Source organism: Enterobacter cloacae complex sp. 6730903 (assembly GCF_048283985.1).
In the GTDB taxonomy this organism is placed as follows: domain Bacteria; phylum Pseudomonadota; class Gammaproteobacteria; order Enterobacterales; family Enterobacteriaceae; genus Enterobacter; species Enterobacter hormaechei_C.
Genome location: NZ_JBLVXX010000003.1, coordinates 44,990 through 65,883 on the forward strand (window position 1 = coordinate 44,990; position 20,894 = coordinate 65,883).

18 protein-coding genes and 1 tRNA gene are annotated in these 20,894 nt (G+C 56.2%); 8 read left to right on the forward strand and 11 right to left on the reverse strand.

What is annotated here, in order from left to right; translation table 11 throughout:
• Nucleotides 1-212: 212 nt before the first annotated feature.
• The 5 genes from pheP to ACNQ0W_RS02170 all read right to left on the reverse strand — a co-directional run bounded on the left by pheP (nt 213) and on the right by ACNQ0W_RS02170 (nt 6,764).
• Nucleotides 213-1,598, reverse strand: a complete 1,386-nt coding sequence (gene pheP / locus ACNQ0W_RS02150; protein WP_062932260.1) for a phenylalanine transporter — start codon at nt 1,596-1,598, stop codon at nt 213-215.
• Nucleotides 1,599-1,700: 102 nt separating this feature from the next.
• Entirely contained in the window at nt 1,701-3,674 is a 1,974-nt protein-coding gene (locus ACNQ0W_RS02155) for a PhoX family protein (RefSeq protein ID WP_062932261.1), read from the reverse strand.
• Between the two features lie 127 nt (nt 3,675-3,801).
• Nucleotides 3,802-5,985 (reverse strand): TonB-dependent receptor, encoded by a 2,184-nt coding sequence (locus ACNQ0W_RS02160; protein ID WP_062932262.1) that lies wholly within the window; start codon nt 5,983-5,985, stop codon nt 3,802-3,804.
• A 201-nt stretch (nt 5,986-6,186) separates the two neighbouring features.
• Entirely contained in the window at nt 6,187-6,462 is a 276-nt protein-coding gene (gene yahO, locus ACNQ0W_RS02165; RefSeq protein WP_045334432.1) for a DUF1471 family periplasmic protein YahO, read from the reverse strand.
• Between the two features lie 225 nt (nt 6,463-6,687).
• Nucleotides 6,688-6,764: transfer RNA gene (locus ACNQ0W_RS02170), tRNA-Arg, on the reverse strand.
• 303 nt (nt 6,765-7,067) lie between these two features.
• Here ACNQ0W_RS02170 and ACNQ0W_RS02175 point away from each other — a divergent pair.
• From ACNQ0W_RS02175 to fimZ, 3 genes are all read left to right on the forward strand, one after another.
• Nucleotides 7,068-7,730, forward strand: a complete 663-nt coding sequence (locus ACNQ0W_RS02175; protein ID WP_047052846.1) for an EAL domain-containing protein — start codon at nt 7,068-7,070, stop codon at nt 7,728-7,730.
• 24 nt (nt 7,731-7,754) lie between these two features.
• Nucleotides 7,755-8,471: a helix-turn-helix transcriptional regulator gene (locus tag ACNQ0W_RS02180; protein ID WP_062932263.1), complete on the forward strand. Its 717-nt coding sequence runs from the start codon at nt 7,755-7,757 to the stop codon at nt 8,469-8,471.
• Nucleotides 8,472-9,280: 809 nt separating this feature from the next.
• The gene (fimZ, locus tag ACNQ0W_RS02185) at nt 9,281-9,913 is read left to right on the forward strand and encodes a fimbria biosynthesis transcriptional regulator FimZ (protein WP_003858901.1); all 633 of its coding nucleotides are present in this window, start codon (nt 9,281-9,283) and stop codon (nt 9,911-9,913) included.
• A 50-nt stretch (nt 9,914-9,963) separates the two neighbouring features.
• Here fimZ and sfmF read toward each other — a convergent pair whose 3' ends face one another.
• The 6 genes from sfmF to fimA all read right to left on the reverse strand — a co-directional run bounded on the left by sfmF (nt 9,964) and on the right by fimA (nt 15,970).
• Nucleotides 9,964-10,485: a fimbria assembly protein gene (sfmF, locus tag ACNQ0W_RS02190; RefSeq protein WP_023296055.1), complete on the reverse strand. Its 522-nt coding sequence runs from the start codon at nt 10,483-10,485 to the stop codon at nt 9,964-9,966.
• A gap of 9 nt (nt 10,486-10,494) precedes the next feature.
• On the reverse strand, nt 10,495-11,502 hold the full coding sequence (gene fimH / locus ACNQ0W_RS02195) for a type 1 fimbria D-mannose specific adhesin FimH (protein WP_047052839.1): 1,008 nt from the start codon (nt 11,500-11,502) through the stop codon (nt 10,495-10,497).
• On the reverse strand, nt 11,495-14,053 hold the full coding sequence (locus ACNQ0W_RS02200) for a fimbrial biogenesis usher protein (protein WP_062932264.1): 2,559 nt from the start codon (nt 14,051-14,053) through the stop codon (nt 11,495-11,497). The genes fimH and ACNQ0W_RS02200 overlap by 8 nt, the downstream gene beginning before the upstream one ends.
• Before the next feature lie 14 nt (nt 14,054-14,067).
• Nucleotides 14,068-14,760, reverse strand: a complete 693-nt coding sequence (gene fimC / locus ACNQ0W_RS02205; RefSeq protein ID WP_062932265.1) for a type 1 fimbria chaperone FimC — start codon at nt 14,758-14,760, stop codon at nt 14,068-14,070.
• Nucleotides 14,761-14,794: 34 nt separating this feature from the next.
• On the reverse strand, nt 14,795-15,337 hold the full coding sequence (gene fimI / locus ACNQ0W_RS02210; protein ID WP_062932266.1) for a type 1 fimbrial protein subunit FimI: 543 nt from the start codon (nt 15,335-15,337) through the stop codon (nt 14,795-14,797).
• 69 nt (nt 15,338-15,406) lie between these two features.
• Nucleotides 15,407-15,970, reverse strand: coding sequence for a type 1 fimbrial major subunit FimA (gene fimA, locus ACNQ0W_RS02215; protein ID WP_003858911.1), 564 nt, complete (start codon nt 15,968-15,970; stop codon nt 15,407-15,409).
• A 311-nt stretch (nt 15,971-16,281) separates the two neighbouring features.
• Between fimA and folD the strand changes: the two genes are divergently transcribed.
• The 5 genes from folD to ACNQ0W_RS02240 all read left to right on the forward strand — a co-directional run bounded on the left by folD (nt 16,282) and on the right by ACNQ0W_RS02240 (nt 20,846).
• Nucleotides 16,282-17,148 (forward strand): bifunctional methylenetetrahydrofolate dehydrogenase/methenyltetrahydrofolate cyclohydrolase FolD, encoded by an 867-nt coding sequence (gene folD / locus ACNQ0W_RS02220; protein WP_006809817.1) that lies wholly within the window; start codon nt 16,282-16,284, stop codon nt 17,146-17,148.
• Nucleotides 17,149-17,150: 2 nt separating this feature from the next.
• Nucleotides 17,151-17,363, forward strand: a complete 213-nt coding sequence (gene ybcJ, locus ACNQ0W_RS02225) for a ribosome-associated protein YbcJ (RefSeq protein ID WP_017694378.1) — start codon at nt 17,151-17,153, stop codon at nt 17,361-17,363.
• Between the two features lie 282 nt (nt 17,364-17,645).
• The gene (locus tag ACNQ0W_RS02230) at nt 17,646-19,145 is read left to right on the forward strand and encodes a PTS transporter subunit EIIC (RefSeq protein WP_003858916.1); all 1,500 of its coding nucleotides are present in this window, start codon (nt 17,646-17,648) and stop codon (nt 19,143-19,145) included.
• An 83-nt stretch (nt 19,146-19,228) separates the two neighbouring features.
• The gene (malI, locus tag ACNQ0W_RS02235; protein ID WP_023296051.1) at nt 19,229-20,245 is read left to right on the forward strand and encodes a Mal regulon transcriptional regulator MalI; all 1,017 of its coding nucleotides are present in this window, start codon (nt 19,229-19,231) and stop codon (nt 20,243-20,245) included.
• 73 nt (nt 20,246-20,318) lie between these two features.
• Nucleotides 20,319-20,846 carry a metal-dependent hydrolase gene (locus tag ACNQ0W_RS02240; protein WP_062932267.1) on the forward strand — a complete coding sequence of 176 codons (528 nt, stop codon included), beginning with the start codon at nt 20,319-20,321 and terminating at the stop codon, nt 20,844-20,846.
• The last annotated feature ends 48 nt before the right edge of the window (nt 20,847-20,894 follow it).

Genomic DNA, 20,894 nt, shown 5'->3' on the forward strand with positions numbered 1-20,894 from the left:
AAAAGTAATCGATTACAAAATAAAGATCCTGTGGATCGGAACAGAATTGGGAGGGGAGTCACGATAAAGGTGAAGGGGAGGTGTCGGGTGACGGCTGCGCCACCGGGCGCGAAGGCGGACAGTGTGGTGCGGTCTGGTGCCCTCACCCCGGCCCTCTCCCACAGGGAGAGGGTGCAAACACTAAAAACGGCAACCAGGTTGCCGTTTTGCTTTTACCTTCGTGAAAGCTTAAACGCGATAAACAGGAACACCACCCACACCGGCAGCAGCATTGCTGACAGGCGCATCTCATCCATGGTGCACATCAGCACCAGAATCAGCCCGAGGAAGGCGATACAGAGGTAGTTCCCCGCCGGATAGAGCAGCGCTTTAAACTGCGTCTCGCGCCCCTTGCGGCGCATCGCCGCGCGGAAGCGCAGGTGCGCCAGGCAGATCATGATCCAGTTAAGCAGCAGCGTGGCGACAACCAGCGCCATCAGCAGGCCAAACGCCTCTTTCGGCAACAGATAGTTGATCAGCACCACCAGCGAGGTGATAGCGCCAGAAAGGAACAGCGAGTTGACCGGCACGCCGCGACGGCTGACGCGAGTGAGGAACTTCGGCGCGTTGCCCTGTACGGAGAGGCCAAACAGCATGCGGCTGTTGGAGTAGACCCCGCTGTTGTAGACCGACAACGACGCCACAAGAATGACGAAGTTCAGCGCCGAAGCGACCACGTTGCTGTTCAAATCGTGGAAGATCATCACGAACGGGCTACTGTCAGATTTCACTTCTACCCACGGATAGAGCGCCAGCAGCACCACCAGCGAGCCGATATAGAACAGCAGGATACGGTACACCACCTGGTTGACCGCTTTCGGAATGCTTTTGTGCGGATCGCGCGCTTCAGCCGCGGTGATACCAATCAGCTCCAGCCCGCCGAAGGAGAACATAATGACCGCCAGCGAGAGGATCAGCCCTTTCCAGCCGGTCGCCAGAAAGCCGCCGTGCTGCCACAGGTTGTCGATGCTCGCGCGGTCGCCGCCGTGACCGGAGAACAGCAGCCACAGGCCAAAGCCGATCATGCCAATAATCGCCAGCACCTTGATCAGCGCAAACCAGAACTCGGTCTCGCCATACAGGCGCACATTCACAAGGTTAACGGCGTTAATGATGATGAAGAAGGCCGCGGCCCAAATCCACGTTGGCACGTCCGGGAGCCAGTACTGCATATAGATGCCAGCGGCGGTCAGCTCTGCCATGCCCACCAGCACGAACATCACCCAGTAGTTCCAGCCGGAGAGGAAACCTGCGAACGGCCCCCAGTATTTATAGGCAAAATGTGCGAAGGAGCCGGACACCGGCTCTTCAACGACCATCTCGCCGAGCTGGCGCATGATCAGGAAGGCGATAATCCCGGCGAGAGCGTAACCCAGCAGAACCGCCGGGCCAGCCATTTGGATGGCGGGGCCGATGCCGAGAAACAGCCCGGTACCGATCGCGCCGCCAAGGGCAATTAACTGAATATGTCGATTTTGCAAACCACGTTGCAGCGTCGGACTCTGATCCGACGAAGCTTCAGCGCTACCATGGCCTGAAGCGGATGACGCGTCTTTCACGCCCTACCCCTGTCTCTTTTTTAGAAGGGGCACGTTTTAACACTTCATGCTGGTGGTAGCAAGCTTAACGCCGGGCCAGCGCATGCGCCCGGCGGATAAACGTCACGACCCGATGATCCCGCCGTCCGCTTTGGTAATCACCACCGTTGACGATCGCGGACGCCCGTTCGGGCTGGCGTCTGGCCAGTTGGAAACAGCGCGCGGATTGGCCGGGTCGGTAATATCATCCCCGCCCTCCCCCGGATGCTGAATGTTGATAAACAGCGTGCGGTTGTCCGGCGTAAACGCAATGCCGGTGATTTCACATCCGCGCGGCCCGGTCAGAAAACGGCGATACTCGTTGGTGCCCGGAATGGTGGCGACCATCTGGTTATTGCCCATCCCCTCGTACGCTTTCTTATTGATGGTGCTGGAGGAGACGTCGGTCTGGATCCACAGGACGCCCTGGTGATCGAACGACAACCCATCCGGGCTGCCGAATGCCGCGCCCTGCATCGAGCCTTTGGCCTTCGGATCGTCGCCGTCGGTACGCCCGGCCATAACCAGAATATCCCACTTAAAGCGTGCGGCGGCAGGATCGGCGCCATCTTCGTGCCAGTGCATAATATGCCCAAATACGTTGTTGGCGCGCGGGTTAGCGGCATCGACCGGCGCCTTCCCCTCCTTCCCGCGATCGCTGTTGTTGGTGAGCGTACAGTAGACGCTGCCGCTGGCGTGCGGATCGACGGCAATCCACTCGGGACGATCCATTTTCGTTGCCCCCACCGCGTCGGCCGCCAGGCGGGTTTTGATCAGCAGATCGCCCTGGCTTGCAAAACCGTTGCTTTTATCCAGGCCATTTTGCCCGAAGATCAGCGGCAGCCAGTCGCCGCTCCCGTCCTGGTTGAACCTGGCGACGTACAGCGTGCCGGACGTCAGCAGCTGCATATTGGCTTCCCGGTTCGCGGGATCGTATTTTTTGTCGGAGACAAACTTATAGATGTACTCAAACTTCTGGTCGTCGCCCATGTAGACCACAACGCGATTATCGGCGGCGAGCGTGACGGCGGCCCCCTCATGCTTGAAGCGGCCCAGCGCGGTGTGCTTGCGCGGGGTGGAGGTCGGGTTGTAGGGATCGATCTCCACCACCCAGCCGAAACGGTTGGGTTCGTTAGGGGTTTTATCGACGCTGAACCGCTCATCCACCTCGTTCCAGCGATAGGACTCATCGCTGTCGCTGATGCCGTAGCGTTTTTCCAGCGGATTGAGATCGGCTTTTTTCACAAAAATGTCCGACCAGTTCTCCTCGCAGGTGAGATAGGTGCCCCACGGCGTGTGGCCGTTGGCGCAGTTCTGCATGGTGCCCAGCACGCGTTCCCCCTGCGGGTCGGCGGCGGTTTTCATTAAGTCCTGATGCCGCGCCGGGCCGGTAAGCTGCATCGGCGTATTGACGGTAATACGCCGGGCGAAGGAAGACGGACGCACCACCTCCCAGCCGCTGCCCGTTTTTTTCACTTCCACCACCGACACGCCCATCGCGTTCTGCCCCTTGCGGGCTTTGTCGAGGCTCCAGTTCGCCGTACCGTCGGTAAACAGCATCCCGTTATCGATGTATTCATGGTTCAGCGCCAGCAGACCATGCTCCGGGTTTTGCGCCCCCTGCGGCAGGCTAAACCACGCCATGCCGTCGTGGTGCATACCCGCCTGCACAGCCTGTTCGTCTGTGGTATTGCTGGCGTCCGGCTTAAAGGACGGCATGTTGTCTTTGATCCCCGTCGGATCACCCCAGCGATAGAACGGGCGGGCAATATAGCCTTCCGGCACTCTGACCGTGTCTTCCGTGGAGACGTCGATGCTGGTAAAGCCCAGGGAAACTGCTTTTGCCAGCGCGGAAGGCTTCGATACCGCGGCAACGGCATTTTCGGGTGTGATCAGATACGGGAATGATACGGCGGCCCCCGCTACGGCCCCCATCTGGAGAAAACGGCGGCGCGAGAGGAACACCTCTGCAACCTCGGAGAATACCGGGTTAGCGCTGCGGTTACTGATATCGTCGCGATGCTCTTTTTTAAATACGGATTTGAGGGGTCTGCCCATAGCGGCTTCCTGTCATTGGCCAAGAGGTAAGGTTGTGGCGACCAGTGTAAGAAGCTTTTATTACAATTTTATAACACGACAACGAAGGGATTGGGGCGTCCCTGCCCCGGATAACGAGGTGGAACGCTTAGAACTCGTAGCCAACCGAGACCTTAAAGGTTCGCGGCTCGCCCTGTGTGATGTAAGTACCGGAATCGTCCACGCTTGACCAGTAGTTCTCGTTGGTCACGTTGTCGATGCCTGCCCGCACGGTCATCTGGTTTTCATTGTGGTTCACCGCGAAGCGATAGCGCATGCCCAGATCCAGCGTGGTGTAGCTGTCCAGCTTTTTGGTGTTCGCAAGATCGGCATACTGCGTGCCGGAGTGGTTAACGCGCGCGGTCGCCGTCAGGCCTTCAATCGGCTTGATGTCGTACTCTGCGCCCAGCACGGCGTAGAAGCTCGGAATACCGATCGCATCGTTGCCCTGATTGACGCCGTTTTTGGTTTTGGTCAGCTCAGCCTGCAACCAGGTGGCGCTGGCATTCAGGCGCATCCCAAGCATTGGCTCGCCGAAGACGTTCAGCTCCACGCCGCGGTTACGCTGTTCTGCATCCAGGCCGTAGTGACCGCTGTCGTCAAGGATCGCCGACGGCATTTTGATCTCAAACAGCGCCAGGGAGCCGCCCACGCGGCCAAAGTCCGCCTTTACGCCCATTTCGTTCTGCTTAGAGTGCACGATACCGGTGCTCTGGCCGTAGTTAGTAGCAGTGTTCGGCGCAGTTTCACCGGGCTGTAACGCCTCGGTGTGGTTGGCGTAGAGGGAAATTTCCTCCCACGGCTTATAAACCACGCCGTAGGTGGGCATCCAGCGGCTGCCGTCGAAACCGTCCGCGTCGTTTTCCGCGCCGGTGATTTTGTTGTACCCGCGGATGACAACTTTCTGATGACGTGCGCCTGCGGTGAACAGCAGCTTGTCATCCAGCACGCCCAGGGTATCACTCAGCAGCCAGCCCTGCGTGCGGGTGCGCCCGCTGGTCAGCGGATCGCTGTATTTGCCGCCTGAGCCGCTGAAGTTGCTGCTGTCCGGCATAGCCACGCCGGTGTTGTGGTAGATATTGGTGGTCGGGTTATCCGCCGCGGCCGACATCTTCCACGCGATTTTTTCGTTTTTGGTCATCGCCGAATATCCGACGTTGACCTTGTGCGAGACGAAGCCGGTAGTGAAGTTACCGCGAATGCCCGCCATGCCGCTGACGGAATCGCTGATGCGGTTGGTATCAAGGCGGCTGACCGTCGCATTACCGCTCTTATCGAGGAGCTTCGGCGCGCTGTAGATCCCTTCTTCGTGCGCGTGCTGCGCGCCGAGACCGGTATACGCCGTCCAGCTATCGGTGATGTCGTACTCGCTGCGCCACATCCCGAACTCGTTTTCGATATCGCTGTAGGCCCACTTCTGCGAGAAGTTGCGATCGTTCTTCGGCGGTTCAGGCACAAAGTCCACCGCCGAGATGTTGACGCTGGTTGGGCTGCCGTGGAAGGTTTTTTTCTGGTAGCCCAGGTCCAGCGAGGTGCGGAAGCGGTCGCCTTTGTAATCCAGACCGGTGGAGAGCAGCGTGGTGCGGCGGCGGTCGTTCGGCACGCCGGTTTCGCCTTCGCGATGCACGAGGTTCACGCGCGCGCCAAACTGGTCGTTATCACCAAAGCGACGACCCGCATCCAGCGTGGTGCCAATCTGGGAATCCGAGGTGTAGTCGACGCCCACTTTCGCCTGCGGGGTGTCGCCCGCGTGTTTCGGCTCAAGGTTGATCATCCCGCCCACGCCGGAGCTTGCGGCGCCGTTCATCAGCGAGTTGGCGCCTTTGAAGATCTCGATGCGGTCAACCATCTGGGCATCCACCACCTGACGCGGCAGCACGCCGGACAATCCGCCAAAGGTCATATCGTCGCCGTCAAACTTCAGGCCGCGAATGCGGAAGGTTTCCGCGCTGTTGCCGTACCCCTGAACGAACTGCACGCCCGCGTCGTTAGCGACCACGTCAGCAATGGTTTTCGCCTGCTGATCTTCCACCAGCTTCGAGGTGTAGCTGATGATGTTGAACGGCACGTCCATGGCGTTCTGCTGACCGAGCATCCCCATTCGTCCGCCGTTCGCCACCTGCCCGTCAAGGAAGGCGGGCACCAGCTGGTCGCCGCCGGGTTTGAAATCACTCCCCGCGGTGGACTGAACGACAATGGTGTCCTCTTTTTTCTCATCCGCCGCAAAAGCGGAGTGGGTTACCGCGCCGATGGCAATCGCCAGCAGCGTTTTGTGCATTGTGGTGTTGTTCATAATGAGCTCTTAACGTGCGCGCAAAAATGACCCGTTGTCGGGCCTTAAATGTTATTAAAAGAAATGCAAATGAGAACTATACGCATTATGCATGCGTAATCAAGTGTCAACGGGCCTCTCTGAGCGAGAAGCGGCAAGAAACAATGTTGAGGGGGAGGTATGGCGTGCAACCACCCCGAAACAGGGGTGGTTGCTAAGGCATTATTTTTTCTTGTAAATATCGGCGGTGCCGTGAATTTTGTTGTTGGTGTTGCCGGAAGTCAGCACCAGCACATCAGCACCTTCTTTATCGGCTTTCTCGATCAGCTCTTTTTTCGCGTCGTCTACCGAGACTTCATTGGAAGTGCTAACCGTACCGATTTTTTCATACTGTGATTCAACTTTCTCAAACTCGTTCTTCGTCAGCAGTTCAGCCGCAAAGGTATTGGTGGTAAACAGAAATGCAGCGCCCATCAAAATAGCAGTCGTTTTTTTCATAACCTTTTTCCTTGAGATTAATCAGCAACTACAAAAAGCCCCACGAGTGAGAGTGAGGTGATATGAGCATGGTAGAGGAATAACAAAATTGCCACAGCGTAAGAAAAATACTGTTATAACAGTCAATTGTGCTGTGAAAAATGTGCGTTAACGCTACTTTCGCGAGGGGTGTTTCATGGAGAAAATCAGCAGGGCGTCGCGCGGGCGGCAATCTGTGAAAATTAATGGCACGCCCTGTAGGATTCGAACCTACGACCTACGGCTTAGAAGGCCGTTGCTCTATCCAACTGAGCTAAGGGCGCACGGAGAAGAGTGTACTTCGCGGTGGTGAAACGCCTGGAATTATACGGTCAATGCGTAGTGAGTCAATGCCTTTTCCGCCTTCTCTGGCGATAATGACTAGATGATTGTAAATACGGCTGTTTTTTCAACATTTATCCCTCTTTTACGGGCTGCGAAAAGGCTTAGCCGCTTTTAAGTAACGCCTGCTGTTTTCCTGTTCACTTCACCTTCACACTGTCCTGCGGTATCCCGGCCGCCTGGAGGCTGGAAGTGAACAGGACGACGGAGTGACAGCGCCAGAGCAGACAGGTTTCCCCTCGTGCGTGCAGCACATCTCACACGACATTACGGGCATTAAGCTTGAACCCATTGTCGCCCTCTCCTCTTCACGCACGGTGGGGGCCGAAGTGCTCAGCGTGCTGTCGCCGCATCAGCAAAGCGAAAGCTTTTTCCAGGACTGGTCAGCCGCCCGGGCGCTTATGCTGCTGGAAGCACAGATCGCCGCGTTAAAAAACCCCTTCCCCTGTGACAACCTTTTCATAAATTTGCCGATAACCGTTCTGACCATACCGGAAATGTTCCAGCGTTTACTGCAACTTAACAGCCCACCGCTGAACATTGAACTCGTGGAGCCTGCCTCGTTCTTTACACTCTCAGACCCGGCGCGTCTGAGGGTGAGTTGTGCGCTTCAGCAGTTGACCGCGCGAGGACACCGGATCTGGCTGGATGATATTGATGAAGCGTCAGGGCACGCATTTTTATCCTGCCGCCTGCCGTTAAGCGGAATAAAAATCGATAAGATCGCTTTCTGGCGTTTACGTGCAACACCGGCGCTGACACAGCTGGTCACCCTTTGTTCAAAAATTGCTGCGAATGTGCTTATTGAAGGCATTGAAACAGAAAGGGACCGTATATGCGCGCTTCATGCTGGCGCGCGCTTCGGTCAGGGATATTATTGGCCATCCTGGAGATGGCAGGAGGACTGAACGGTCATCGCCAAGAGGGAAGCTATGCGAATGACAGTACGCCGTTACCGGCGTCGTCGGACAGGAAGTGATTCACTGGGTTCTACGCACTCGCCTTTTGCTCTCCCATTTTTTGATCGTCTCGAATATTTGAGCCAGTCAATCAACCAGACCCGCAAAACCGATGCTCCCTTTATCATTCTGGTCACACAGGATAATTATTTCCGTTCCGGTTTTCTGAGCGGGCAGTCGCCCCTGAGCAATTGCTGCGACTATTCCACGCTGGATGCCGCCCTCAGTGATTTAAATCACTGGCCTTCATCGCGTCTGGTCGTCGACATTGAGAGCCGCGCCTCGCCGCTCATTGACCTGCTGGACCGATTACGCCGCCACAGCCTGTTCGCCCCCTACCTGACACCCTACCTGCTCGTCCGCGCCGATGATTATGATGCACGCCTGTTTTGTAAAGCGGCTGGCCCTTTTCATGTTCTTGAACGCCAGCTAACGGCGCTGGCTATGCAACAAACCTTGCTGGCAGCACCGGCCCCCGTCGGCAACCGCAAAGAGTGGTTTTCACGGGATGAATGGCCGATCTTACAGGCGCTGTCCCAGGGTCGCTCCTTGCGTCAGATCGCGCAGTTACAGAACCGCCCCTACAGCCGCATTATTTACCGTCTCAGCTGCATCCTGGCGAAACTTGGGCTGAACCATCGTCATGAGTTGCTACATCTTCTCAACAACCTCTCAGATTTCACGTATTAACGTATTCAGTAACTACTTAATTCCTAAAGACCTTTAGGAAATTACTTAGGATATATGTTAAATTTTTGTGTTTTTTAACAAAACTTTCGATTTTATAACTATTCCTAATTCCTGGCCTTAAACCATGCGAAATGCTGCCGGTACGCTCAACGAGAGTGATTTTATCCATGCGTTAAGGTTCTGGCGCTTCCGTTAACAGGATGATAATGGTGTAAAAACAAGCGATTCACCTGTAAAAGAATGCGATGAGAGGTGAAGAAAACAGCAGATAGTGCTGTTCTGTTGTTGGGATCGGCAATTTGCCATGAGACGTTTGAAACGGGGAGATGACGCACGAAATGGCGGATTTCAGGGAGGGCGGACAGGCGAAATGCAGGCTGTCATAGTCTGCGTATTGTTAACATTTGATCAACATACAGTAAGATCGTTTATTTTTTGTTATTACATAAAGATGAAAGTGTGTGGTAAATGCAATATCAGGACATTTTTGCTAATTTTAAAAAGTTAGTGATTCAGATCCAGAACATAATAATCAGCAATATATGGATATTAATTTACAGGCTTTTCGGACAATACTTAAACGGTATAATAAGACGTGTTTGACACACTAATAAGAAAAATCATTTTGCCATAACCAGCCTTATGAGATAACTGCGCTGAGGCATTGATATCACCACTACGTAAACAAGGATGCTTTCGCTCTTCCCAGGGACATTTACCGTACAAGGATCTGCGCAATTATCCTTCCGGCTTTTCGAGAGTTTTAACAAAACTCAGCATAACGCTTTTAACAATCTGAGGCATAAAAAATGAAACCGGCATCCGTTATCATTATGGACGAACACCCTATCGTCAGAATGTCGATAGAAGTCCTGCTACAGAAAAATAAAAACATCCAGGTCAAACTGAAGTCAGGCGACAGCCACGAAGTGCTTGACTGTATACGCAACCACCCCATTGATCTGGTCATTCTCGATATTGAAATGACGGGCACGGATGGGTTTGTATTGCTGAAAAGAATCAGGAACTTAAATAAAGACATTAAGGTTCTTTTCCTCTCGTCGAAATCTGAAGCCTTCTACGCAGGACGCGCCATCCGCGCCGGGGCAAATGGTTTTGTCAGTAAGCGAAAAGATCTGGGAGAAATTTATAACGCGGTGGAAATGATCCTGACGGGCTATTCTTTCTTCCCCTCAGAAACATTGAGTTTTATAAACCATCTGGGCTCGCGGACGGGCGCCGCTGTGGATATGCCTTTATCGAATCGTGAAGTGACGGTTCTGCGATATCTGGCGAACGGATTATCTAATAAGGAGATTGCGGATCAATTATTACTTAGCAACAAAACAATTAGCGCCCATAAGTCTAATATCTTTTCCAAGCTGGGCGTGCAAAGTATCGTTGAATTAATTGATTACGCGAAAGCGCACGAATTACTGTAATCCTACCCTCTCCCTGCAACATATAACCGTTACAGGGAGAGTGGATACGATTAATTATAATTAATCATGAACGTTGCATCGGCGTCAGCCCGGCCCGGCTGCGGGTTATCCGCCGTGGCGATATAATTGGCATAAAACGACAGTTCGGCATTTCCCTGCGCATCCACCGCCACCGTCTGGCTGGCCTGCTGCAACGCGAGGCGCGTTTTATCCCGGTCGAGGATCTCCACGGCCACGTTGCTGGCCGCGCTGGCATCATTCAACGCCAGCAGGCTGTTGTCATGCCCGTCCATCTTCCCCGTAAATGTGACCGAAGCCGCCCCCGGCGGGCATCCGGTCAGCTTCAGGGTGAACGGTACAGGCTGCGTCCGGCTCCCCGTTGTGCGAAGCTGTTTCGTGGGCCAGGTGCCGAGCGTGACGGTTTTATTGCTGTCGTCCCCCTCCGCCACGCAGGTAAAATCCACGATATTGCCGTAAAGCTGAATGTTAATTTCCCCAAGCGCCGTCTCTGCGTGTGCAGGGGAGCAAAGCGCAAAGAGCGCGACGGCTAAATACCGCATTCCGTTTCGCATACCTGCTCCTTAGTCGTAGTCGACGCGTAAATAGCCGCGAGAGGTAAAACGCCCCTCGGCAGGTTTTTTACCGGTTACGCTGACGGGCCACGCGCGGATCCCCACCTGCGCCTGAGCGCTGTCGTCCAGACGGAACGGGATTTTGCTGGTCAGGTTGTTGGGCGTCAGCGGCACGCCATTACTGTTGGCAATCACAAAACCCACATCCGCGTTATCGGAAACCAGCGTACTGCCTGAAACCTTCTCCGCTTCAACACGCATCGTGAGCATGGCGTTCGCCTCGACGTTGGTGCATTTGATGCCGATGGTTTTGCTTTGCGCTGAGATCCCCTCCGGCTTATTCCCGATGCCTGCTTTACTGAACAGGGAGGCGCCGATGTCTCCGAAATCGAACTCCACCACATTCCCGGCATTAATTTCGCAGCTCTGAGGCACCTGTATGGTCCCGCTGTAGCTGATGGTATAAACCGGCGTAGTGAGCGGATCCGAGGAGGTCGTGGTGACGTAAACCCGGAACATGGTCGCCCGGGGGATCACCACCATATTGATAAAGCGTCGGGTCACTTTAAGCCGGAAGACGAGGCTGGAATCCTGTACGCCAAACGGTTTGTTTTTAGACACATTCGGGTGGCTCCCCATCTGAATGTAGCTTTTGGGCGGATAAAACGTGCCAGCGTAGCTGTCGGTGATTTTCATCGCCCCGTCCAGATAGTCGTTAAGCTTCAGATACTGGTAGCCATCGCTGGTGCCCGTGACCGGGAAATCGGTAACATAGCTGCGCTTGGTGGTGTTCCCGGTGGTTCCCTTAGGGCAGACGGCGTTGACGCCCACCCACTGGGACTTCTCGCTGAGCGTGACAATCTGCCCCACCTGGTTATTGGAACTGTTGAATTTATCCGTCAGGTCGTAATACACCTCCGTCGGCACGCCATTTTCATTGACGCAGACGGTGGCGAAGGCCTCAGATAGCGGCAAAAACGCCAGCAGGGATAGCCCCAGATAATGGATTTTATTCACAGCGGATCCCCTTAAGTGTGATCGCCTGTTGCAGGCTCTGTTCTGGCAGGCTGTAGGGCGCACGACACTGGGACTGCTTCCCGTCTCCCCACTGAATCAGCAGTTCTCCGCTCAGCGGCAGCCCGCTCAGGTAAATCTGACCGTCATCTCCCACCATGCTGGTTACGCCGCTCTGCGTCTCACGCACCACCGCCCCAAACGGTACAGGCTGGTTATCACGCTTCACGGTGAGCAGCGCACGCACGCCGATGCGGGTGTCAAAACTGGCGCGAACCAGCGCACCGTTCGTCGGTACGACGCTGGAAACGTTATTTTCAATGTCGGTGTTGTTGCTCATGGTGTTGGTGTCGAGCGCCACGCGGTTGTAACGGTACACCGTGGCGTACGGCATCACCGCATAGCCACGCCAGTCTGTTTTGACGCCGGTCTGGTTTTCGACGCTCACGCCTGACGCGCCCGGCGCTTTGATCAAGACGTTGGTATCGCCCAGCGGCTGGCTGAATGTGATGCCGTCTGAATGCCCGACCACGCCGCCGGAGAGCTGCCAGTTGAGGTCGTGCTGATCCCGGGCGTAGTTGTAGCCCACGCCCAGCGTGCCGTACGTCGCCTGCCAGTTAGCGCTGGCGCTGCCGCTGGCACCGTTATTGCTGGTGTGACCCTGCGTGACGCTGTAGTTCAGGTTACGATCCTGGAGCAGCGTTCCGCTAATCCCGGTCTGCCAGCTGGTATCACCGTCGCTGTTGCGGCTGGCTGAGGCCGTGGCATAGGCCCGGTCGATGGCGTTATCGCGACGGTAGCCGTGACGGGTAAACAGGCTGAACGGGACGGAGACGTTGAACGAGGCGATCCGGTCGGTTCCGTCAATGCCGACGGCCTTGTTCCACGACCAGGATAAGGCGTAGCTGATCCCTTTCACCCCGCCCGCGTAGCCGAGCTGATACCAGACGTTGGATTCACTGGTGCCCCAGTAACTTTGCTGGCTGCCCGACACGTACACCGAGCCGTAATCGCCGAGAGACTGGGAGATATTGAGCTGGAAACGCCCTTTTTTATTCAGCGTCAGGTTGTGATAGCTCTGCACGTCCGGCACGCCGTCATCGTCCTGATCGTCGCCATACTGGTAGCCTTCCATTGTGCGCCAGGCCACATCGTCGAGGGTGTAGAAGCCTTTGGTCGAGTAGCGATAGCCCAGCAGCTGGAAGTTGGTGCCGAATCCGTTAAGGGATTTGGCGTACAGGAACCGCAGGGACTGCCCTTCATGGCGGCTGTCATCGGCAAGCTGGCTGCGGGCATGGGTGAGGTCAAGTGAAACCGCCCCCCAGTCACCGAGGTTTTTACCCGCGCCAATGGCGATGGCGGTATAGCGCGAGGCCAGCTGCGTTCCGCCGTACAGCGTGTAGCCGTCGGCAAGACCCGCAATCATCGTACCCTGAGTGAAGAACGGCGTGTCCTGCTCGCTGTTGCCGCTGCGATAGTCCCCTGCCACCAGATCGTATTTCCAGCGTCCTTCACGCTGGAGCAGCGGAACGGTGGAATACGGAACGGTGTAGCGCTGCTGGCTGCCGTCCTTCTCTTCCACCGTCACCTCCAGGTCACCGCTTGAGGAGGTCGGGTTAAGGTCAGTTATCGCAAAAGCCCCCGGCTGCACATAGCTCTGGTAAATCACGTATCCGTTCTGGCGGATCACTACTTTGGCAGGGGTGCGGGCGATTCCGCGCACGGTAGGCGCGTAACCTTGCAGGCTGTCCGGGTACATACTGTCGGACGAATAGAGACGACCACCGCGAAAGCCGACGCTGTCGAAGACATCGTTACCGGTGTTGCTGTCGCCAAGCACCAGCTCGCTTTTCAGCGGGATGATCGTACGCTGCGCCCAGGTACCAATATTTTGCCAGCTGCTGTGCCGCTGGCCGTTGCTTTCGGTATAACGCCACGCGCCGTTATTGCGTAATCGCCAGGCGCCATAGTTCAACCCGCTTTGCAGGTTCAGATAGTAGCTGTCGTCGTCGCTGCCCCGGTTGCCGGTAAAGCTGTAGTTCAGCAGCGCGGCGGGGATGCCTTCATCCCACTGTTCAGGCGGAATATACCCGCGGGCGCTGTTTTGCATCGCCACCTGAGGCAGGCTGACGTTCAGGCGCAACGAGGCGAAGTTGAACGCCGTTTCGCTACCCGGAATCGCCGTGGTGAGCGGAACGCAGGTATCGCCCTGCACGTTGCTCAGTTCCGGGAAGGCGGCGATATTGACGCCAAAGCGATCGAGCATCGCGCGCGTTATACACGGCGACAAACCGCCCGCGACCGGCGGCGTGTTGTCAGCTTGCTCAAACCGCACGTCCTGCGTGCCGATAAACTCATCGTTACGCCAGATATCGACGCGATAGACGCCTGGTGCCTGCTGGTGGCCTTTTTCAAAACGCGACAAATCCGCCACGTTCGCCGTGTCATCGGAGAGAAACGCCGGGTTAAAGTAGCTTTCGCCCCAGCCAGCGAGTGGCCAGAGCGTTGCCATCAGTGCCAGCGCAACCGGGCAGTAACGCCATTGAGTGTTCATCGCCCTGTCTCTGCTCACAGGCTGACGCTACGCGCCGGCGTAATGGCGCCATAGTCATTCACACTCTGCCAGGAGAGCGTGCCGCTCGCGGCGGCAGGCAGCACCTGCTGCGCCGAGCTTTTAGGAGCAACCATCAGGTTATCCAGCGTCTGACCGCCGAGCTTCAGATTGACCAGCGTGACGTAATACGGCGAGGCATTGCTCACCTTAAGATGGTTGCCGACGTGCTCGAAACGCAGCTGTGAGAGCGCCTCTTCCGGCGGCATCGCCAGGTTAGCCGGGCGAACAAACAGCTTGATGCGTGACAGAATAGCCAGTTGCAGGACGTTGTTGCCGTCCTGATGTTTTTTGCTGACGGAGGGAATCGCTTTGACGTTCATGTAAAAGAGCGATTCGCGATCGGCAGGCAGCGCCGGGCCTGCGTAGATAATGCGCAGGGTGTTTTCGCTGGCCGGCTCGCTGACAAACAGCGGCGGCGTGACGGCAAAGGTTTTTTCCTTTTGCCCGTTGGCATTTTCTATCCACGCGTTAATTAAATAGCGCTCTTGTTTATTGCTGTTGGTGATCGCCAGCGACGTTTGTTTGGCATCGGCCGGATAAATAACGCGCGTCGCGCCCAGCGCAATTCCGCCGGACGCATTCGCGCTGGCAGAAACCATCATCAAAATAAAAGCTAAAAACAGTCCAGGTTTAATCAGGGTGTTCATCACAACCGTACCTTTAATAATTAGTTCGCAGGCGTCAGGGATAAATCAACGTAAACCAGACATTCGACTGAATAGTGCCTGGTACAAGGTGTTCGGAAATTGCCCGGTAGCGGGCGCTGAAATGAAATACCAGCTCGCGGGTGTTAATGGGTAACCAGCTCACCGCCGTCGCGTTCGGGATGATCTGACGTTGCTGTTCGTCAAAAAGCGCCAGCCCGACACCACTGCTGACCGCATTTTCCCCCGGCCGCGATGTCGCCAGGAAAACCTGCGGGTCTTCTGCCGGTGTCACTCCCTGGAACTGGATCCCCACGGTGCGGGAGACGTCCACGCTGCAATCCAGCAGACGTACGGTGAAAGGCACATTAACCGTGGAAAAGCTGCCGACGCCGGAAAAGGCGTTTGTGCGGTATTGCCCCATATCCACGCGCATATTCTGGCTGTCCGGGGCCACGGCGCAGCCGCCGTTAACCAGCTCTCCCCTGAGGTGTAGTTTGCCGCCGTCAATGACCACGGTATGTGCGTTTACCGCTGGGGCAATCGCAAGGGCGCACAGCAGTATCCCAGTCCTTGTCATCCTTCGCTCCCGGTATAGGCGATCAAAAGACCTCTTCCCTGAGGCCAGCCACATCCCTGTACTCAGGCATTACTCGTATTTCATTACGAATGTTGCGTCCGCGTTTGCCTGGCCTGGCTCGGTGGTCGCCGCCGTGGCTTTATAGCGCGCGGTGAAGTTCAGGGTGTTAGTCCCTTCAATCAGGTTCTGCGCCGCAGAGAAGGTGGCGCCGTCCGGGGTCAGCGTGGAGGATTTGCTGTCGAGGATCTCAATACCTACGCCCTTCGCGGAGTTGTCGTTGTTACCGGAGCTTACCGCCAGCAGCGTTTTGTCGGTGGCGTCGATCTGGCCGGTAAACGCGACAGCAGCGGTTTTCGCTACCGCAGGATCGCAGTCGTTCAGTTCGATGGTGAACGGAATATTGGAGGTGGTGTCACCCACTTTAGTGAATTTCGCGGTACGGTACTGGCCAAGATTAACTGTCTGCTCTGAAGAGTCAGTATTCACTGAACACGCGGCATTCACTAATTCACCTTTAAAATGCACCGTACCACCGTTTACAGATACAGGCGCTACCGGATCTTCTGCGTGAGCGGCACCCGCGACCAGGGCCAGAGTTGCAATAACAGTAGAAGCAATGTTGCTGAGTTTCATGTCTATTCCTTTAAAATGTAAATAACCCTTCCCGCGCATATTCGGGAATAAGAAATACGTTCAATTAAAAAATTGAAGGCTTATTTCGGAGAGGACAAAGTAGCTCAGGAATCTATTTCGTAATATGTCAAAACGCTGCCATTTTGCCAGGTCACATCCTAATCACCTCTAAGAAATTGACCATGCCCTGAGAAGGGATTTTGCAGGCCATCGATGAAATCTCGTAAAGGGTGACTGACAGCGGCGCTCGCTTCTGACAAAATACAGGCAATCCCCCCCTTTCTAACGTTACAGACGGAATCTTCTCTCTGATGGCAGCAAAGATTATTGACGGTAAAACGATTGCGCAGCAGGTGCGCTCTGAGGTTGCGGAAAAAGTGAAGGCGCGTAAAGCCGCCGGATTTCGCGCCCCCGGGCTGGCCGTTGTGCTGGTTGGCAGCAACCCGGCTTCGCAAATTTATGTCGGCAGCAAACGCAAAGCATGTGAAGAGGTGGGGTTCGTCTCCCGCTCTTACGATCTGCCTGAAACCACCAGCGAAGCGGAACTGCTGGAACTTATTGACACCCTGAATGCCGATAAAGAGATCGACGGCATCCTGGTACAGCTGCCGCTGCCTGCGGGCATTGACAACGTGAAGGTGCTGGAGCGTATCGCGCCGGACAAAGACGTTGACGGTTTCCATCCGTATAACGTGGGCCGACTGTGCCAGCGCGCGCCGCGCCTGCGTCCGTGTACTCCGCGCGGCATCGTGACGCTGCTGGAGCGTTATAACATCGATACCTATGGCCTCAACGCCGTGGTGATTGGCGCCTCCAACATCGTGGGCCGCCCGATGAGCATGGAGCTGCTGCTGGCGGGCTGTACCACCACCGTTACCCACCGCTTCACAAAAAACCTGCGTCACCACGTCGAAAACGCCGATCTGCTGATCGTTGCGGTCGGCAAGCCGGGCTTTATTCCGGGCGAGTGGATCAAAGAGGGCGCAATCGTCGTGGACGTGGGTATTAACCGTCTGGAAAACGGCAAAGTGGTCGGCGACGTGGTGTATGAAGATGCCGCAGCGCGCGCATCCTATATTACTCCGGTTCCGGGCGGCGTAGGCCCGATGACGGTAGCAACACTGATTCAGAATACCTTGCAGGCGTGCGAGGAGTATCACGACGTAGAGGACGCGTAATCATGGCAACTTTTTCTTTAGGTAAACACCCGCACGTTGAGCTGTGCGATCTGCTGAAGCTGGAAGGCTGGAGCGAAAGCGGCGCGCAGGCGAAAATCGTCATCGCCGACGGGCAGGTAAAAGTAGACGGCGCGGTGGAAACCCGCAAGCGCTGCAAAATTGTCGCGGGTCAGACCGTGAGCTTTGCAGGACAGAGCGTGACCGTGACGGCGTAAGCTGTCTGATGCCCGGTGGCGCTGCGCTTACCGGGCCTACGTACTGTTTCCGTTTGTAGGCCGGGTAAGGCGAAGCCGCCACCCGGCAATTTCTCTCACAATCCCCTCACACCCATCACGGTTAATTATCGATCAACTTCAAATAATCACTATTCCCTCTGGCGAAATGTGAAAATTAAGTTGCGCGATTTTCAGACTTTCCCCACGATAAGTAGAACGTTCTACTAAAACGTTCTACTTACAATAACAGCGCGAAAAAAGCGCTACTCGGGGGAAATCAGCATGAGCCTGATATCAGGGTTTGTTAAATCGCTGTCTAAGTTATCGATGATTGGTCGCGCCTTAATGCTGCCAATTTCACTGCTTCCCGCTGCGGGCCTGCTGCTGGCCTTCGGCGATAAGTTCCATCTGCCGCTGATGATGAACGCCGGCGGGGTTATCTTTGATAACCTGCCGATGCTGTTCGCCATCGGCTCTGCCGTCGGTCTGGCTTCGGAATCCGGCATTGCCGCACTCTCTGCGGCGGTCTCCGTGTTTGTCACCAACATCACCATCAGCACCGTGCTGAGCATCACGCCGGAAATGGCCTCTCAGGGCGGGAAATACGCCATGGTCGTTGGCATTCCGACGTTGCAGATGGGCGTCTTTGGCGGCCTGATCTGCGGTATTCTTGCGGCCTGGTGCTACAACCGCTTCCACACCATGCAACTGCCGGAATTCCTCGGCTTCTTCTCCGGCAAGCGCTTTGTGGCGATTGCGACGGCGTTTCTGTCGTTCCTGCTCGGCCTGCTGCTGCCGTACGTCTGGCAGCATATTCAGTCCGGCATCGACGCCCTGTCCGTGGTGGTGAATGGCGATAACCAGGCGGCCTCGACCTTTATCTTCGGGCTGGTGGAGCGCGCGTTGATCCCGCTCGGCCTGCACCATATCTGGTATCCCTCCTTCTGGTATTCGTTCGGGGATTACACCACCCAGGCGGGCCAGGTGATCCACGGCGACCAGACCATCTGGTTCAAGATGCTGGAAGAGGGAGTGAAATCCTTCAGCAGCGACACCTACCAGAACGCCGGGAAATTCATGCAGGGCGAGTTCCCGCTGATGCTGTTCGCGCTGCCTGCGGCGTGCCTGGCGATGTACCACGAAGCGCACACGAAGAATAAGAAAATCGCGGCCGGTATTCTGTTCTCTGCGGCGCTCACCTGCTTCCTGACGGGCATCACCGAGCCGGTGGAGTTCACCTTTATCTTCGTGGCTCCTATTCTCTACGTTTTCAACGCCATCATGGCGGGCCTGGCGTACATGACCATGTACCTGCTGCATGCGCATATCGCCAAATCGTTCTCGGCGGGCTTTATCGACTACCTGTCGTTCGGGATCCTGCCGTCGTTTAACGGCTATCAGACCAACTTCCTGAGCGCCATTATCATCGGCATTCCGATGGCATTGATCTACTACTTCACCTTCCGCTTCGTGATCCGTCGCTTCGACGTGAAAACGCCGGGCCGCACCGAAGTGACCGCCAGCGCGAATGACAAGTCCGATTCCGAACTTGCCACCGAAATCATCGGCCTGCTGGGCGGTGCGCAGAACATTGATTCCGTCGGCTCCTGCATCACGCGTCTGCGTCTGGAAGTGGCGAAGAGCGAAGCGGTGGACCGGGACGGGCTGAACGGGCTTGGCGCGCGCGGCGTGGTGTTCGTGGGCGACAACGGGATACAGGTGATTTTCGGGGCCAGAGCACAGTTTATCGCCCAGACCATGTCCACCATGATTGGCAAATAATAAGATGCCTGAAGGAGGCGTCTCCTGTACGCTGGGGGACGCCTCTTATCTGGCTGATAATCGGGAAATTTCAGGGAGCGGTTTTGAAGAAAGTCAGCATTATTGATGTCGCAAAGCATGCGGGCGTGTCGGTTTCTACCGTTTCGCTGGTGCTGCGCCAGAAAGGGAAGATCTCAGAGGCGACGATCGGGAAGGTCAATGCCGCCATCACAACGCTGGGCTATGTTCATAACGTCGCCGCTGCCAATCTTCGCGCCAACACCTCCAACTTAATCGGCCTGATCCTGCGCGACTTCAGCGACAGCTTTTCCATCAAGGTGATGGCGAGCATCGTTCAGGAGCTGGAGAAGCAGGGTTATATGGTTTTTCTCGGTCAGCCGCTGAACGACGGCGAACATCTTGAGCGTACCCTGCTCTCGTTTAAGCAGCAGGGCGTAGCGGGCGTCATCTACCTGGCGTCGGACACCCGCGCCGCCTCTCTCCCGGAACACATTCGCCACTGCCCGCTGCCGCTTGTGGCGGTTTCGCAGTCGTTGCTGGAAGAGAAATGCAACCTGGTGATGCGCGATAACCGCCAGGCGGCGAACCTGGCCGCGCGTTATCTTATCGAGCGCGGGCACCGCAACATCGCCTACATTGGCGGGCGCGACGGGTGCCGTATCCGCGAGCAGCGCCTGCTTGGTTTTCGCAGCGCGATGACGCAGAACGGCCTGGTCTGGCGTGAGGAATATTCACCCGCCTGCACCGATGACACGCAGGCGGCGGCCATGGCGACTCGTCAGTTGCTGGAGAAGAACAACACGATTACCGCCCTGCTCTGCCATTCACCGGACGCGATGATCGGTTCGATCTCCGGTATTCACCAAGTGGGGCGCACGGTGGGTAAAGACGTGTTTTTAACCCAGCAGGTGGCGCTGATCGGTTTTGAAGATATGCTCCACGTTAACCTTACATCGCCGTCGCTGACTTACGTTTCGTCTGCCAGCGAAGAGACCGGCCGCCAGGCGGCAGGGCTGATGATCCGCAGGCTGAAAGAGCCGGATCTGCAAACGCAGCGCATTACCCTCTCCGGGCAGCTTATCGCGCGGGAATCGGCGTAAAATCAGAATTTAGCACAGGTTTGCTGCGGCGGATCTGCTGCTATATTCCCATGATTTGCCATGGATAAATGCAATGCCTACCGTTATCACCCACGCTGCCGTACCTCTGTGTCTGGGCTTAGGGCTCGGAACTAAAGTCATCCCACCCCGCCTGCTGTTTGCCGGGATCGTCCTCGCCATGCTGCCCGATGCCGACGTGCTGGCGTTTAAATTCGGTGTCGCCTACGGGAATATTTTCGGCCATCGCGGTTTCACTCATTCGCTACTGTTTGCCCTGGTGGTGCCGATACTCTGCGTGCTGGCAGGCCGACGATGGTTCAGGGCCAGCCTGATGCGCTGCTGGCTGTTTTTAACCGTGTCGCTGCTGTCGCATAGCCTGCTGGATTCGATCACCACCGGCGGGAAAGGCGTCGGCTGGCTGTGGCCGTGGTCAGATGAGCGCTTCTTTGCGCCGTGGCAGGTGATTAAGGTCGCGCCGTTTGCGCTGTCACGCTATACCACGCCGTACGGGCATCAGGTAATCATTTCAGAACTGCTGTGGGTGTGGCTGCCGGGGATGGTGCTGATGGGGTTGCTGTGGTGGCGAAAACGTGCGCGCTGATGCCCTCACCCCGGCCCTCTCCCACGGGGAGAGGGAGAAAACCTAACA